The 15,664-nt window shown below is 64.9% G+C and carries 10 protein-coding genes; 1 reads left to right on the top strand and 9 read right to left on the bottom strand.

The annotated features are described in order from the left end of the window. Nucleotides 1-8: 8 nt before the first annotated feature. Nucleotides 9-1,544, bottom strand: a complete 1,536-nt coding sequence (locus ABZ319_RS16375) for an amino acid permease (protein WP_354987227.1) — start codon at nucleotides 1,542-1,544, stop codon at nucleotides 9-11. Nucleotides 1,545-1,752: 208 nt separating this feature from the next. Between ABZ319_RS16375 and ABZ319_RS16380 the strand changes: the two genes are divergently transcribed. Beyond that, complete coding sequence (locus ABZ319_RS16380; protein ID WP_354987228.1) at nucleotides 1,753-2,805, top strand: SPFH domain-containing protein; 1,053 nt, start codon at nucleotides 1,753-1,755, stop codon at nucleotides 2,803-2,805. A 22-nt stretch (nucleotides 2,806-2,827) separates the two neighbouring features. Here the strand turns inward: ABZ319_RS16380 and ABZ319_RS16385 are convergent, their stop codons facing one another. From ABZ319_RS16385 to ABZ319_RS16420, 8 genes are all read right to left on the bottom strand, one after another. Then, entirely contained in the window at nucleotides 2,828-7,579 is a 4,752-nt protein-coding gene (locus ABZ319_RS16385; protein WP_354987229.1) for an NAD-glutamate dehydrogenase domain-containing protein, read from the bottom strand. A gap of 179 nt (nucleotides 7,580-7,758) precedes the next feature. Continuing rightward, nucleotides 7,759-8,403, bottom strand: coding sequence for a hypothetical protein (locus ABZ319_RS16390; protein ID WP_354987230.1), 645 nt, complete (start codon nucleotides 8,401-8,403; stop codon nucleotides 7,759-7,761). 6 nt (nucleotides 8,404-8,409) lie between these two features. Further along, entirely contained in the window at nucleotides 8,410-9,429 is a 1,020-nt protein-coding gene (locus tag ABZ319_RS16395) for a discoidin domain-containing protein (RefSeq protein WP_354987231.1), read from the bottom strand. A 72-nt stretch (nucleotides 9,430-9,501) separates the two neighbouring features. After that, nucleotides 9,502-9,867 carry a helix-turn-helix transcriptional regulator gene (locus tag ABZ319_RS16400; protein ID WP_354987232.1) on the bottom strand — a complete coding sequence of 122 codons (366 nt, stop codon included), beginning with the start codon at nucleotides 9,865-9,867 and terminating at the stop codon, nucleotides 9,502-9,504. Further along, the gene (gene eccE / locus ABZ319_RS16405) at nucleotides 9,867-11,603 is read right to left on the bottom strand and encodes a type VII secretion protein EccE (RefSeq protein ID WP_354987233.1); all 1,737 of its coding nucleotides are present in this window, start codon (nucleotides 11,601-11,603) and stop codon (nucleotides 9,867-9,869) included. Before eccE ends, ABZ319_RS16400 begins: the two co-directional genes overlap by 1 nt. Further along, on the bottom strand, nucleotides 11,600-12,910 hold the full coding sequence (gene mycP / locus ABZ319_RS16410) for a type VII secretion-associated serine protease mycosin (RefSeq protein WP_354987234.1): 1,311 nt from the start codon (nucleotides 12,908-12,910) through the stop codon (nucleotides 11,600-11,602). Before mycP ends, eccE begins: the two co-directional genes overlap by 4 nt. 47 nt (nucleotides 12,911-12,957) lie before the next feature. After that, nucleotides 12,958-14,505, bottom strand: a complete 1,548-nt coding sequence (gene eccD, locus ABZ319_RS16415; RefSeq protein WP_354987235.1) for a type VII secretion integral membrane protein EccD — start codon at nucleotides 14,503-14,505, stop codon at nucleotides 12,958-12,960. Then, nucleotides 14,502-15,664: MinD/ParA family protein (locus ABZ319_RS16420; protein WP_354987236.1), on the bottom strand; the 1,163-nt coding region annotated here is incomplete at its 5' end. The genes eccD and ABZ319_RS16420, both read right to left, overlap by 4 nt.

Consider the following 15,664-nt stretch of genomic DNA (forward strand, 5'->3'; position numbering starts at 1 on the left):
GGACAGACCTACCGATCAGTGTCGGTCGTGGCCGTCGTCGGGTTGGTCGGTTCAGGCGCCAGCGCCGGTCGCTCGGCGATTACGGGGAATTGGCCTGTGTGGCCCTCGCGCTGGGCGGCGATGAGTCCGACGCGCTTGCGGGCGAAGAACCAGCCGATGACGAACGCGGGCGCGACGATCAGGAACATCGTGAGCACCGCTCCCCGTTGGACGATGTCTTCGCTGGTAGCCATCAGAACCACCACGCCGGCGAGGAAGATCAGAGTGGCGAACCCGGTGTACGGTGTTCCGATCAGGCGAAAGGTCGGCCTTTCCATTCGCCCCGCGCGCCACCATTGCCACAAACGCAGCTGGCACAACACGATGGCCGCCCAGGAGGTGATGGTGCCCAGCGCCGTCATGTTCAGAACGATTTCGAAGGCTTGTTCGGGGACGAGCGCGTTCAGTCCTACGCCGAAGAGCGCGATCACTCCCGTGGCGAGGATTCCGACGTAGGGCACCCCGGAGGCGGACATGCGCCCTGCGACCGCAGGTGCGCTGCCATTCATGGCCATGGAACGCAATACTCGTCCCGTGGAGTACAGCCCGGCGTTGAGGCTCGAGAATGCCGCGGTCAGCACGACGAGGTTCATGATCGAGCCAGCGCCTTCGACTCCGAGCTTGGAGAAGAACGAGACGAAAGGGCTTTGCCCGGCCCGGAAAGCCGTGTAGGGCAGCAACAGTGCGAGAAGGACCAGGGACCCGACGTAGAACAGGATGATCCGGGCCACGACCGAGTTGATGGCACGGGGGATGATCCTTTCGGGGTTCTCCGCTTCACCCGCGGCCGTCCCGACCAGTTCGACGGCGGCATAGGCGAAGACCACCCCCGTGGTGACCAGCACCAGCGGCAACATACCGGAGGGGAACAGTCCGCCGTTGTCGGTGATCACACTGAAGCCGGTGCGTTGACCCTGGATGTCGAAGCGTCCGAGGAGGAAGACGCTGCCGATGACGAGGAACCCGACGAGGGCGACGACTTTGACCAGGGCTGCCCAGAATTCGAGCTCGCCGAACCAACGCACCGAGATCAGGTTGATGGACACGACCGCCACGAGCGCGACGAGCGCGATGACCCATTGAGGCACCACCTCGGTCGCGCCCCAGTAATGGACATAGGTGGCGATGGCGGTGATGTCGACGATTCCGGTCATACACCAGTGGAAGAAGTACATCCATCCGACCGTGAATGCCAGTTTCTCGCCGTAGAACTCGCGCGCGTAGGACACGAACGAGCCCGAGGAGGGGCGATGTAGCACGAGTTCCCCGAGTGCGCGCAGGATGAAGAACACGAAGACGCCGCAGATCCCGTAGACCAGGAACAGGCCCGGCCCGGCACTGGCGAGGCGCCCTCCTGCCCCCAGGAACAAGCCCGTTCCGATGGCGCCGCCGATGGCGATCATCTGGATCTGGCGTGGCCGAAGGTCCTTGTGGTAGCCGACGTCTTCCGGATTCACCTGTTTGCTACCGCTGGACTCCCCTGCGGGATGTCGGACTGTTGTCACGGTGTGCACCTTTCGCGCTTGCCAGTTCACGAGTAATGTACCGTTATCCAACGTCGCATTCAATGGCGGCACAACTAGGCCTGTAGCGTTGGTGCGTGCTTGCAGCTCAGGGCCATATATTGCGGCATCCACCCAGGACTGCGGGTGGTAGACGTGGTATAGTGGCGCGTCAAACGGCGATACGTTAATCATGTACCGCGGAGGACGTATGGCATGGTTTGCTCGTGAGTTCATAGCGGTCCCGGACGACCGCAAGCAGCAGTTGGTCTACAAGTGGCCCGACCGCGCCATCCGGCGCTTCACGCGCGCGCTGGTCAATATCGACGAGACCGCGTTGTTCGTGCGATCCGGAGCAGTTGTGGCCACGCTCGGCCCCGGCAGGCATCGCATTGATGCCGACGCATTGCCGGCCCTGGGGGCATTGGTCGATTCGATGACCGGCGGAAACTTCTATCAGGCCGAGCTCTACTTCGTGTCGTCGCGAGAATTCACCGGTCTGCCCTTCGGAGGTCGGCTCGCCGATGTCACCGACCCCGTGAGCGACCAGGTGGTCAGCCTCCGCACGCACGGCGAGTTCGCTCTTGTCGTCCGCGACCCCGCGACGCTACTCACGTCTCTCGTCGGTACAGCCAACTTGTCGGACGCCGGGCGATTGTTCGAGTGGAGCGCGGCACTGCTGACCAAGGCGATGAAAATCGCCGTCGCGCAACGGGTGATGGCGGGAGAGTGGCCGGTTCTGGGCATTTCCAGCCGGCTGCCCGCGATCGAAGCTCTCGTTGTTCGCGAGGCGAATGTGGCTCTGTACGACTACGGGCTGAGGATCTCCCGGATTGGCAATCTGGATCTCACGTTGGCGCCCGAGGATGCCGCCAAGCTCAAACGCCTCGCCAAAGACCAGACGTACATGAATCTGGCGGGCGACTTTCAGCGGTACGCCGCTGGCGAGCTGGCGTTGGGGGCGAGCGCGGGAATGGCACACGATGCCGGCGATGCACTGACGACAGCGGTGGGGATGGCCGCGGTGCAGCCTTTCGTGAGTGCCTCCCCCGCCCCGTGGTCCCAGCCCGCCCCGGCCTCCACGCACAGCGACAGCGTTCCATGCGAATCATGTGCCGCGCAGATCAGAGCTACCGCGCGATTCTGCATGGCGTGCGGCACGCTGCAACAACCTCGAACGTGCACCGGGTGCGGGAGCAGAGTCGGTCGCCGCGCCAACTTCTGTGGTCAGTGCGGCCGAGCCCTTACCGAGGCCGCCGGTTAGCTCCGCGTTCGCACGCTCGGCTTCAGGCTCGCACCAGGGCGCGCAAGCGGCGGGCCGCAATCGACAGCGCGGCCACATCGGGGTTTCCTGTCGAGAGAATCTCCTCGATCACCTCGTTCGTGCGGACGATCCGAACGCCTCGCTCGCTGCTCCAGGCGTGCACACGCTGGTCCGCGACCGCGACAGAGGTCGACTCGGTCAGCACGTTCATCGTCACCGTGCGAAGTATCGCGTAGAGTTCATCGCGAATAGCGATGCGCGTGAGCTCATGCCACCGGTCGGGACTGTGCAGGGCCGACACTGTTGTCAGGAGCCGGTCGACGCCGAGATGACGCTCGAGTGTGAAGTAGTCAGTGGCGACCTCGGCCGGCGGGCGTGCGGCGGCGTCGGCGATCTCGACGATATCGAGCAGGGCGAACAAATGCGGCAGGCTCAAAGCACGTGCCGCCAGTTCCCGAGGAGCACCACGCTCGACCAGTTCTTCGGCTCGGGTGGTGACCTGACGGGCCGCCTCGCGCGGCATCCACTGTGCGGACGTGTCGCTGAGCGCGCGAACAGCGGAGTGATGATCCACGGCGTGGTTCAAGCGTGTTCCGTCCGCGAGCATCCAGCGCGAGGCGCACTCCACGAGCCGGCGGGCTTCGAGTTCGAGTTCGTAGGCGACGTGGGTGGGCATGGGCGTGGCGCGTATGTCGTGCCAGAGTTCGCGCAGATCGAACAGCGTTGTGACGACCCGGAAAGCACGGACCGCGTCCTCGGTGGTGGCACCGGATTCCTCGGCGAGGGCGAACGCGTAGTCGAGTCCCGCGTTATCGACCAGGTCGTTGACGATCGTGGTGGCGATGATATCGCGGCGCAGGGGGTGGCGTCGCATGGCGGACACGAACCGCTCCCTGATCAGCGATGGGAAGTAGCCGATCAACGCCGACTCGAACTCGGGCTCATCGATCAGGGCGCCCGTGAGCAATTCACTCTTGATCGCCAGCTTGGTATGTGCGGTGAGCGTTGCCAGCTCTGGAGAGGTGAGCCCCTGGTTTCGACTTCGCCGGCGTGCGATGTCGGCTTCGGCCGGCAGGGACTCGAGGACCCTATCCAGATTGTGGTGACGTTCGAGGTCCGCGATCAGTTGTGCGTGCGTTACGAGACGAGCGCAGCTCGACATTCTGCTCAATCCGAGCTGGATGTTCTGGGCGATGTTGTTGCCGACCACTGCCGTAGCCACGTCCGCGGTCATCGCCAACAGGAGTGGGTTTCGCTCGTCGATGGCGAGTTCGCCGGCGGACACCGCGGAGTCGAGGAGGATCTTGATGTTGACCTCGTGGTCGGAACAATCGACACCGGCGGAGTTGTCGACCGCGTCGGTGTTGCATTTTCCGCCGTTCTGGCAGAACTCGATGCGGCCTCCGGGCGTAATGCCGAGGTTGCCGCCCTCCCCGATCACGCGAGCGCGCACGGTGTCCGCGACCACACGCACAGGATCATTGCTCTTGTCTGCGACATCGAGTTCTCGCTCGTGGCCCGCTTTGATATATGTGCCGATCCCGCCGTTCCACAACAGGTCGACCGGGGCTTGCAGGATAGCCCGAATCAAGTCCGGCGGGGTCAGCGCGGTGATGGACGCGGGGATGTCCAGCACATGCCGAATCGCGTCGTTGAGTGGGATTCGCTTGCTTGCGCGCTCCCACACGCCACCACCGGTGCTGATCCGGGTGCGGTCGTAATCTGCCCACGAGGAGCGCGGCAGGGCGAAAAGGCGTGCGCGTTCGAGATAGGAGGTCGCGGGGTCGGGGTCCGGGTCAACGAAGATGTGGCGGTGGTCGAATGCGGCGATCAAGCGGAGATTGGGTGAGAGCAGCATCCCGTTTCCGAAGACGTCACCGCTCATGTCGCCGATTCCCACGACGCTGAATCGGTCGTTGTCGATGTCGATGGAGAGTTCGGCGAAATGGCGACGGACGCTTTCCCATGCGCCTCGCGCGGTGATGCCGATGGCTTTGTGGTCATAGCCGACCGAGCCGCCGGACGCGAACGCGTCGCCCATCCAGAAACGGTGTTCCTCGGCGATGCTGTTGGCCAGGTCCGAAAATGCGGCGGTGCCCTTGTCCGCGGCGACGACAAGGTAGGGGTCGTCACCATCCCTGCGCACCACACGTGGTGGAGCGATCACTGCCCGGGTGGAGTGGTCGATCGAGTCGGTGACGTCGAGCATGGCGGTGATGAAGCGGCGGTAGCATTCTCGCGCTTCGGATTGGATGACGTGCCGGTCGACGCCGGGTGCAGAGGCATTTTTGAGTACGAATCCGCCCTTGGCGCCCACGGGGACGATAACCGAGTTCTTGACCGCCTGGGCCTTGACCAGACCGAGAATTTCGGTGCGAAAGTCCCCCAACCTGTCGGACCAGCGGATTCCGCCGCGCGCGACCTCGCCGAACCGCAGGTGTACGCCTTCCACCCGCGGTGAGTAGACGAAGATCTCGAAACGCGGGCGTGGCGGAGGCAGCTCTTCGATGCTTCGAGCGTCGAACTTGAGGGCGAGTTGGTCCGAGGCGGGATCGGTGCGCGGGTGGCGGAAGTGATTGGTCCGCAGGGTCGCGGTGATCAAGGTGAGGTAGGTACGCAAGACGCGGTCCGCGTCCATTTCCGTGACCTCGTCGATCATGCTGGTCAGTTTCCGCAGACTTCCGGACGTAGCGGCGTCCCGAGTGTCGTGGTGCGGTTCGAACATCGTGTAGAACAGGTCCACGAGTTGGCAGGCGAGCAAGGGATGCGTCAGCAGTACGCGTGTAATGCTGCGAAAGCTGTAGGGGAAGCCGATCTGTCGCAGATATTTCGCGTAAGCGCGCAGCACTGCGATACGCGGCCAGTCCAACTGTGCCCGCGTCACCAAGCTGTTGAGATCGTCGATCTCGATCCGGCCGGTCCAAGCTGCGGTGAACGCCGCGGTAAACGTCGCGGTCAACGCTTCGAGCCCCCCGGAGGTTGCCGCATGGGCCGGGTGCGCGGGGTCCGCCGCGGCGGGTCGCAGCCCGAAGTCGTAGACCCACCTCGAATGTCCGGCCGCAGAGCGAATTTGGTACGGGCGTTCGTCGAGTACCTCGACACCCATACTGTGCAGCACAGGCAGCACTCGACTCAGGGACACATGCTCACCGGCGTTGTACAGAGTGAAGCGCCACGTCTGGTCGTCGAGGCGTATCTGCATCGCGGTGTCGATGTCTCCATCGGGAAGCGAGTGCAGTCGCAGCAGATCGTCGACTGCCCGATTCGGTGCATGATCTTGCTGGTAGGCGGGTGGAAACCCGGACAGGTACTCGCGCACGAGTGTGCGCGGCAGGCCGGCGGCCCCGGCCGCCACCTCGAAGCGATCGACCCAGGTACGGGTGGCTTCGAACAATTCGGTTTCGAGACGCCGATGCTCTTCGTCGGTAAGGGGCTCGAGCGCGTGGACACGCGGCCGATGAATCCGGAAATGGACTACCGCGAGATCGGACTCGGTAGCACGGGCGGAGTATCCGATTCGGTCGCTGCCGAACCATATCCGCAGGATTTTCTGCATACGTTCTCGCGCGATGCTCGAATACCGGTCCCGGGGCAGGTGCACCAGGCAGTACACGGCACCGGTGTCGGCTTGATGGCGAACGAAGATGCTCACCTGCCGTCGGAGGTCGGTGCCGATGACCGAGGAAGCGACATGCAGAAGCTGAGATACGCTGGTAGAGAACAACTCTGCGCGGGGATACGACTGCATCACCTCGAGCATGGCTTGACCGTTGAACGAGTTGAGCGCGAAGCCCGCGTTCTGAATGACCTGCAAAGCCCGGTCCGACACCACAGGAATGTCGAGAATGTTCTCGTGCAACGCGGTTGAGTTCAGGGTGCCCAGAAATATCCAGCGTCGAGCGGCCGGGTCGGAACGAACGATGGGTTTCACGCCGACGGTGACGACGAACAGTTCGCCCGAGGCCGACAGCCAGGAGTCGACCGATGCGGTGGCCAGGTGGAGCGACAAGTCCGGCGCGGTCGCCACATGCGACAGATCGACAGCGTGATGGGTGAGTTCGCTGAGCAGACCGAAATGGGTGTCTGAGCGACCATTCACGCTGTCGGGTGTGCCCGTGCACGCGGCTCCCAAGAGGGTGAACCTCCCATCGGCCAACCATCGCAGCAGCTGGGCGGCGTCGAGACTCGGGCGATCGGTGGCCTCGCGCTCGAGCGCCTTCGCGGCGTGGTCGAGGGCAGCGTTCATCGCCGGCGTGTGATCCAGGATATGGCGCAGGTCGGTCAAGATATTCGGGATCGCCTGTTGCAAGCGGTGGAGGACATCCGTGTCGGCTACCGCGCCGAGCTGAAGATGGATCCACGACTCCTTGACAGCAGTCACCGGTGCGGCGCTGCCCGGTGCGAGCAGAGCGTTCAGTGTTCCATCCACATCACGGTGGGCATCGAGAATGGGATGAAGCACGTCGGTGATCTCGACGCCGAGACGCCGGACCGCAGCGGTGACAGTGTCCACGAGCAGGGGCATATCGTCGGTGACGATCTGTATCGCCGGCTCGATGCCGCTGCCGTCGCCCGGCACGTAGGTGTGAACGACGGCGGTGCCGGCTCGCCGGTTCCGTCCCAGTTCGAGGTGGTGTCCGAGAATCGAGGCGGCGCGTTCGTGATCACGGCGTTCGTTGCCGCCGTGCTTTATCCACCGAAAGTAGGCAGCCTCGACAGCGGTGAGATCCCCGGCCGGCAGGTGAGTAGCCGCAGGGCTGCGGGAGATTGCCATCGTCGTGCCTTTCGGTTCCGCAAGCGGCGGGCCGCGTCTTGCGTGGATAATGAGCCGTTATTTGACGGTACACTATTCAGCGATGCGCTATCTTCTAGCCACGTGTCACCGACTCACCTGCGTATGGCAGGTACTCCCCCGCACGGCAGGTACATGGGAACAACCTCGCAGGGCCAGAACTACCGCCCGGGAGTTGTCACCAACCCCGCGCGTGAGAGAAATTGGCGAGCCGCCTCACCCGAGGAGAATCGGCCTGTGTCCATTCGGGTGCCGGTGGCGGTGTTCGCGTACCACACCGTGGCGGTCGGGCCCACAGCAGCGAAAGTCTCACCATCCGCGACGACCGAACCTGTTGCGCGCCATAGTTGCAGAGTCGAAGCCAGAACGTCCGGGGCCATCGGACGAACCTCGAATACGAGCCGTTGTCCGCCCGTGAGGTCTTTGAGTAGCGGCGAGTTGCCGGCGATCACACATCGTTCGGCACTCGTGTGATGGTCGAACTCCGCACAGTCTGCAGCATCCTCGAGCGTCGGCGGCAACGTGGTGTGTCCGGGTGCGTGCCAGATGGTTGGCCGGAGATCGCCGATGGCGTGGACTGCCACTGCCACTCCCCCGAGCAGTACAACGCCGATGATTACTGCAACGATCCACTGCCGGGGCACGACGTGTTCGGCGAAAACTCTCGCCTGGCGCAGCGGTGCAGCCAGCGCGGCGACCTCGGTGAGGACCGCGCCGGCGTTGACCGTGGTTGGCGCACCGCAATTTTCACAATCGCGGGAGTCGTGGGCGGTGTGGTGGCGGCAGTATCGGCAACTCGAACTCATCGACGATCACTTTCCAGTGATGACGATCGAGGAGATGGCGGTGCTGTTCACCGTGGGTGCTCCGGTCGAGCGCAATACGGTGAGCGTCACCGTCGAGGTCTTGATCGGTGGGTCGAACTGGGTGACGACCATTGATCGCTGGTCGAGGGTGTCTTGCGTGTAGGTGGTCGAATCAGGGTCGTCGAAGCGGTATGAGACGCGACTGGCGGTGCGGTATTTGCTCCACTGGTCGGTTCCATCGTCACCGATATAGTCCCAGCCTGGCACGATTCCGATGCTGTCGACCGCAAAGCTGCCACCGAGGTCGATTCTGAGGACCTGCCCGTCAACTCGGTAGGCGCGCACACATGACCACGCCTTTCCCGGTACACCCTCGAACGCGTCCAAACCGGGTGTACTCCCCGGCGGGCATTTCGATACTGCCGCATGCACCTTTAGCGTCTCCGAACCCGCAGAGGCTGATGTCGAGGGACTGACGAGAGTTGACTGTGCGGGAGTGGGTGACGCGCTTCTTGTCGCGAGTGGCGCGGTCTCGGGGGTGGATCCGAGGTTGGCCAGAAATGCGATCATGACCGCGACGAGGACAACAGCGCCGATGAGCAGGAAGGCACGCTTTCTGCCCTGCGTCAACGTTCTTAGTTGCAGGTGAACTCGCGCGAGGGGCGCGCCGCGCGCTGCGGAGTCCAGTGGTGTTGCGGGGTCAGATCCGAGCCGAGAGGGTGCCTCGAACGCCCGGGCACGGGCGGGGCGCGTGGACTCCAGATGGGCAGAGGGCGGGTCGGGATGCCCACTCAGCAACTCATTGATCCGTGCTCCCGCCCTGCCGTTCACCCGAGCCGGCGACGTGGGAGCGACCGGGGGCGCGGGCGGTTCGTCGGTGACCGGATCGCAAGGCTGAACGTCGTCCCCGGTTTCGGTTGGAGAGTCAGCATCGGTTGTCGCGTCGTCCAGCGTGCTGTCGTCCAACAGCGCTTCGAGCACCAAGGCGCGGTGGTGCAATACCGCATTGTCGCTCTCGGCGGCCATAGCGGGATGGTATCCAGATACGGTGCCGGTTATTCAGCTCGAATTCCTTCTGGTGGGAAGGAGACTGCTGGATCAGGTTTGTTGATTGTTGGGAGTGACGAAATACTCCGGCGTCACATCGAACACGCGGGCCAAAGCGATGATGAGGTCCAGACGAGGGATCGCGTCGCCATGTATGAGCCGGTATAGACCCGACTGGGAGACGGGTACGTCCGGATAGGCGAGCTCCAGGTGTTGAGCGAGGGCGTAGAGCGTCAGGGAGCGCGTGGTTCCGTCCTCGGTCGAGACCTCGGACTCTGCTATCAGTTCCGCGAGGCGACTGGAGAATATCGCCGCGGCCGCTTGCCGCGGGGTCAACGTGTCTTTCGTCTGCTCCGAGTCGAAGTCGGGCGGCTCGGAGTCGTCGGATTGGTACTGCGCTACCACACTGAGGGACATTACCGCGCATCTCCTTGGTCGATGGTCCGATCGTGCGGCAAGAGCGCTGGAGCTGCCGGAGTCAAGACGGGGGATTCGGTGCTGTCGGGTGGCGCCGTCGTTGGCCGTGCGTTCACGTAACGAGTTTCGCCGCGAGGCTCGATCAGATCGACGCGAACTGTGCGCGAAGGAATGCTCAGTTCTATCGCGCCGTCCCCGACTTGTTCTATTGCCAGGTCGGAGCTGGGCCGCCGGGGTTTGTCGGGTGCGGTGATGGTGACTGTGGTGGCTGCCTGCGAGGTTCTCGGGCTGACGCGATCGAAGACGGCGATGGTAGCGGGGGCTCGCGACTCCGTTCCGTTCTCCGCGACTGTCTGGTTGTCGACTATCAGGCGCAGAGATCGCTCATCGCCGAGTGCGGTGATCAAGGGCCGCCATTGGTCGGGCCGGTCCGTATGCACCTCGACGCTGGCCCCGACGACGGTGGCGCGGAGCAGTATTTGCTGTGCGATCTGCAGATCCGCGTGGATGTCGACGGTGCGATGGCGTGGGTGGTAACGAACAGGGTCGAACAAAGGTAGCGCCAGACTGTGCTCGTGTCTGCCGCTGATGGAGCCCAGCACCTGGCCGCTGGGGCCGATCGCGATCGTCAGTTCGCCCGGGTCGTGCTCGGTTCCCGCGCGATGGGCCGGGCCGAGTGAGTGGGCGGTCGCGGCAGCGGGCAGTGTCGCCATGAAAGCGTCCGACTGGCGGCCGGTCCAGAGCGACAATCCGGCCGGCGGGGTCCAGGGGTTCTCGGTGCCGTGGGTGTCGATGTAGCGCACGAGCACTCGTGGTGCCGCGTGGTGGGCGAGGCTGACCACGACGGTGGTGAATCCGTTGCCGTGTGACCAGCAGCTATCCAGGTCGAGGGGCTCGTGGGTGCGGTGACCTGTGTAGACGCGAACCGAGCGGCCCGTGGTGGCGCAATCGAGCCTGCCCCAGCGCTCGTGAAGTCGATCCGGATCGATGCCTTCGCACAGTAGGTCGCGCGCGTGGTCGATCTCTTCGGCGGGCAACGGGTGCGCGTCGATCCCGCGTGCACGAAGCCGAGCCGCTACGCGATGCGCTGCGACGGCCAGAGCTCGCGGTGCGGCGACCGCAACGGGGCCGCGGCGCCGCAGATGGTGAAGGTTGTCGTGCAAATCCAGGCGCACGATCAGCCATGCGAGTCGCTGTCCGACAACAGGTCGCGCGCCGATGAGCTGATCGTAGAGATCACCGTAGGAACCCACCTGCCGAATACGTCGGCCGGTGGTGACAAGGTCGATATCGACCTTCAACCCGTATTGAGCACAGTATTCGGACAGGGTGTCCGCGCGGATTGTGGCTTCGGTATAGATCGAGCGCTCGCTGATCACGGTGGGAAGATCGAGGTTCGGTGACAGCTGGATCATCGATACCAGGACGGTGCCGGATCGAATGACTCCGCAGGTCCCAGCGGGGACGGTGATATCCCGGGCACTGACGGCGGCTCGGCGTTCGTGCGCACGGCGCCCCCGTCGCACCCCGAATTCGACTGTGCTCCAGCACCATCGAGCTGTGGTGCGTCCTCTCACGCGAACTGTCACCACGACCACCAGGACCACGACGGTCGCGGCGGTCAACCCCCATGAAACGTGGTTGACCAGAGTGGTCACCGCGGCGCTGCCCCCGAGGAGGACGACGGTCAGCGGGGTCCCCTCGGGCCCGGCGAGAGAGGCGACGGGCGCACTCACGAGTCTCTCCGCAACAGGATCGTCGTCGCTGTCGCCGCCGATGCGGTGAGCGTCGCGAGGAGAAAGATCGCGAACGCGACATGCGTGGGACGGTCGTCGCGCGTAGGTCCGGGGCTGGGCATGGTCAATAGCGTGCTCCGGAACAGCGATTCCGAATCTGCGGGAGGGTTGCGGGGGCTGAGCGCCGCCAGCGGGTCGATCATACCCGCGCCCACCGCATTGTCCATTCCACGTGCGGGAGCGTGGGCGGTCCCGCGGAGGCGGGCGATGATCTGGGCAGGTGCCTCGGAGGGAAACCGCGACCGCAGCAGCGCCGCTACGCCTGCTACGTACGCGGTGGCGAACGATGTTCCGCCGACGGCGGTGTAGGCACCGGGAGCGCCCACGCCGTTGATCAAACCACCGCCACCGGGGCCGAGCGATTCGATGCCCACCCCGGGTGCGGCGATCGAAATCCACGGGCCGGCAAGCGAATCCGTCAGCGGAGTTCCAGAGGCGGTGGTGGCTGCGACCGAAAGCACGGTGGGGCCGAACCAGCTCGGTGTGGAGATTGTCTGAACGCCACGCCAATTGCGAACATCGCCGGGGTGGGCGGGATCCGGTCCTGGATTCTGCGCGCACTCACCACCTTTGGCAGAGCCGGCTCCGGCGACGATCAGCGCCCCCCGCTCGATGGTGGCATACCCCACCGCCGCGGACAGCATGGCTTGGTCGATGCCCAAGATCACGGGGACGCAGATGGAGTTCGGTACGACGATGACGCCGGCGCCTTGGTTGGCGGCGCGCGTGATCGCGCGTGCCAGGGCGCGAATCTGCACTGCGACTTGTTCGGCCGGGTCGTAGGAGGTGGGATTTTCGGCGGTGAACGCATTCGAGCGGACGCGGATCGAAAGCAACTGCGCGTCCGGGGCCACCCCTTGGAAGGCATCGGCAGGGTCGGACGCCGCGCCGATTATTCCCGCGATGAGTGTTCCGTGGGCGTCGCAGTCGAACAGTCCATCACCGGCGTTCAGCACGAAGTCGCCGCCTCCGATGAGGTTGGGCAGGCGCAGATGGGGCGTCACTCCGGTGTCGAGGATGGCGACGGTAATGCCGCGACCGCGGCTCAGCGCCCGTGCCGCGCGCAGATCCAGAGTCGTCTCCGGTGGCGGGACCCTGGTCAGATCACTGTCGGCCAGGACGCCCGCGGCCAGGCAGGCTTTGTCCTGCTTCATCGCGAACTCCGGGCCTGGAGCATCGGCGGGGGCGGGCCCGGGAAGCACTTCGGGGGGCGCGATGGCCAATGCCGCGGGCGTCAGCGCGACCATGAGTACGACCGCGACCAGTGCCGTAACCGAACGGACGTATGGGACCATCACAGGCTCCGCATCGCGGTGTAAACGCCCATGATCCAACAGGCCAATACCGGGACCAGGACGATCAACGCGTATTCGATGAGATCGATGATGCGGCGGGTGACGGGCGAAAGGCGTCTGCCCGGCAGGCGGAAAGTCGCCAATGTAGCTCCTACCGCTGTGCCGGTCAGCACGACGAGGACGACCGCGCGGGCAACGGGGCTAGGGTACGAGCTCACAAGGATCGCGGCCAGGCCGACCGCGATGGCCGTGGCGCCGCTCAACAACGCGATAGCTTGGATGCGGTCGGGATACCAGCGTGAGCGCATCGCGAGGACGCCCGCGATCGCGACTGCCAACACGATTTCGCGATTTCCGGTGCGGCTCAACAGCGCTGAGCCGAGCGCCCCGCCGACGAGGATCGTGGTGATAGCTGCGATCAACCCACGAAGACTGGTTACCGCGACGCGGGCTCGGCTTTCGAAGTCGGTCGCCGCGTCGTCGGGGTCGCGTTCGCCTGGATCGACATAGTCTTCGTCGGAGACGTCGCGGCGCGTGGTTTCGGCGTCGAAGAGGTCTTCGAGTGTCGCAGGGGAGATTTCGCTGCCGGGGTCGGGCAGGTCGGGAGGGCGGATACGGGCGAGGACCATCGCCAGACGAGGCGCGATCGTCAGCAGAATCAGGCCCGCCAGCACTACGCCGCCCAGCACGCGCGGTAGAGGGATTGCTGTCAGGGCCAGCAGAAAGCACACGACTGTGCCGCAGCCGGTGACTGTGACCACAGCGGTGAGAAAAGCGGTCGCTACCGCGGTCAGGCGGCTGGCGGCGGTAGCTGCCAGCACAGCGATGATCGAGCCCGCGGCGACGTTGGCGGCGTTGAAGGGTCCAGGTTGGATGTAGGGATTGGGGACGAGCATCGCGGCACCGACGAACAGCAATGACACTGCCGGGATGAGCAGTCCGACGCAGGTGGAGACCGAACCGAAGCGCCGGCGTGCGGTGATCGCCGCGACCCAACTCGTGGATCCCAGCAGCAGCGCCGGCACCGCACAGGTCAGGATCGAGCCGGAGAGCGTCCAGGACCAGGTGAGCAGCGCGGCGACGGTCAGTGCTCCCACGCTCAACGCGATCAGGCCGACGATTGCCGCTGTGGGCGGGTCGAATTCGGCGAACTCACGGTCGTTGATGACGGCGAGAGCATCGGTGATGTCCTCGACGACGGGTGTGAACACTTCGGCGGATTCGACCCTGGCGAGCAGTAGGACCGCGCCATCCGCGATGTCGTGATCGGCGAGGCAGCGCCAGCGGGGCATGGGATGATCGCCCGGCCTGGCGAGCGTCCAATGGCCCTGTGCGGCTGCGAATTCCACGGTGTCATCATTGATGGCGCCGCGCAGCACGGCGAGCAGGTCGTCGATGAACGTTTCGATCGTGAAGGCGGTCGGCAGGACGACATCGACCTGGTACCGGGCTACGAGCACGGCCACGCGCACGCATTCGACTTCGGCGTTCTCGTCGGCGTTGTGATCTGCGGTCCCCTCGTGGGAGGCGGCGGAGGTGGCGTTCATCTACGGCTCCGCTCGAGCTCGGGTTGGGGTGGCCCGGTCAGCGTCAGGCCGGGGAAGTCGTCAGCGAGTGCGGCGGCGAGTTCCTCGAGCGCGGTACGTGTGCGGTCGTGTAGCAACCGCAGGTCCACTTCGCCTCCTTCGGCCAGGTGTGGGTCGTAGGGCAGCGCGCAGGTGGGCCTGTTGATATTCGCGAAGAGGCCGGCGATGGCTGCACCGTCGACTGCGGGTTTTCCAGGATGCTGATGGGTGATCGCCACAGTCGCTCGATGGACCAGACGGGCGAAGCCGTGAGAACCGAGCCAGTTGAGGGTGGCGGCCGCGCCGGTGAGTCCGCTGATGGTCGCGGGTGTGACGATCACCGCCGCGTCGCTGTCGTGCAGCACGGTGGAGGTGACCGGTTCCAGGATGCCGGTGTGGCAATCGATCAGCATGAGGCTGAAATGCCTGCGCAGGATGTCGGTTGCGGCCGCGTATTCGGCAGCGGATAGCGCATGAATGGTCTCATTGCTCCAGGGAGCCGCAGCGACGGCGAGATCCGCGGTAGTGGTGGACAGGTACGCCTGCACTGTGGAGAACACGTCGGTATCGAGGGCATGCGCGAGATCGCGCAGTGTCAGCCCGTAGGGATGGCGGCGCGTGCGGGTGGCGAGATCGCCGAAGTAAGGGCTCGCGTCGATGGCGACTACTCGGTCCGGGCGTAGCCGCGCGAACGTGGATCCGAGGGCAGCGGTGGTAACAGTGCGCCCGACACCGCCTTTGACGCTGATGACGGCGACGCGGTAAATGCGGGGCAGGGCGCGGCGGATGCGTTCACGTCGTTGCTCGACATGCTGCTCGGCGGGTGACACCGGAAACCGGAAACCCGCCCTGTTCAACACTCCGCGGACACCTCGGCGGGAGCGAAGTCTTGTGGGTCTGGCGACGATTCCGGTGAGCAGTTCCGGCGTGAGGAGTGGCGAGGGCGCTCCGATGTCGGTGCGCTGCGTGAGGGTGATGTCGGTGGGTCCGAGGTGGTGAAGAGGGCTCCCGTGGTCGCGCCGCACTACCGAAGCATCCGTCGTCCGGGCCGGGGTGGGCTGACCGGGAGGTTCCGGTGTGATTGCTGTCTGCGATGTGTCGGCGCCGAGATATGCGGCGTAGCCGTCATGGGCGGTAAGGC

Source organism: Nocardia sp. NPDC005978, from assembly GCF_040614455.1.
In the GTDB taxonomy this organism is placed as follows: Bacteria; Actinomycetota; Actinomycetes; order Mycobacteriales; family Mycobacteriaceae; genus Nocardia.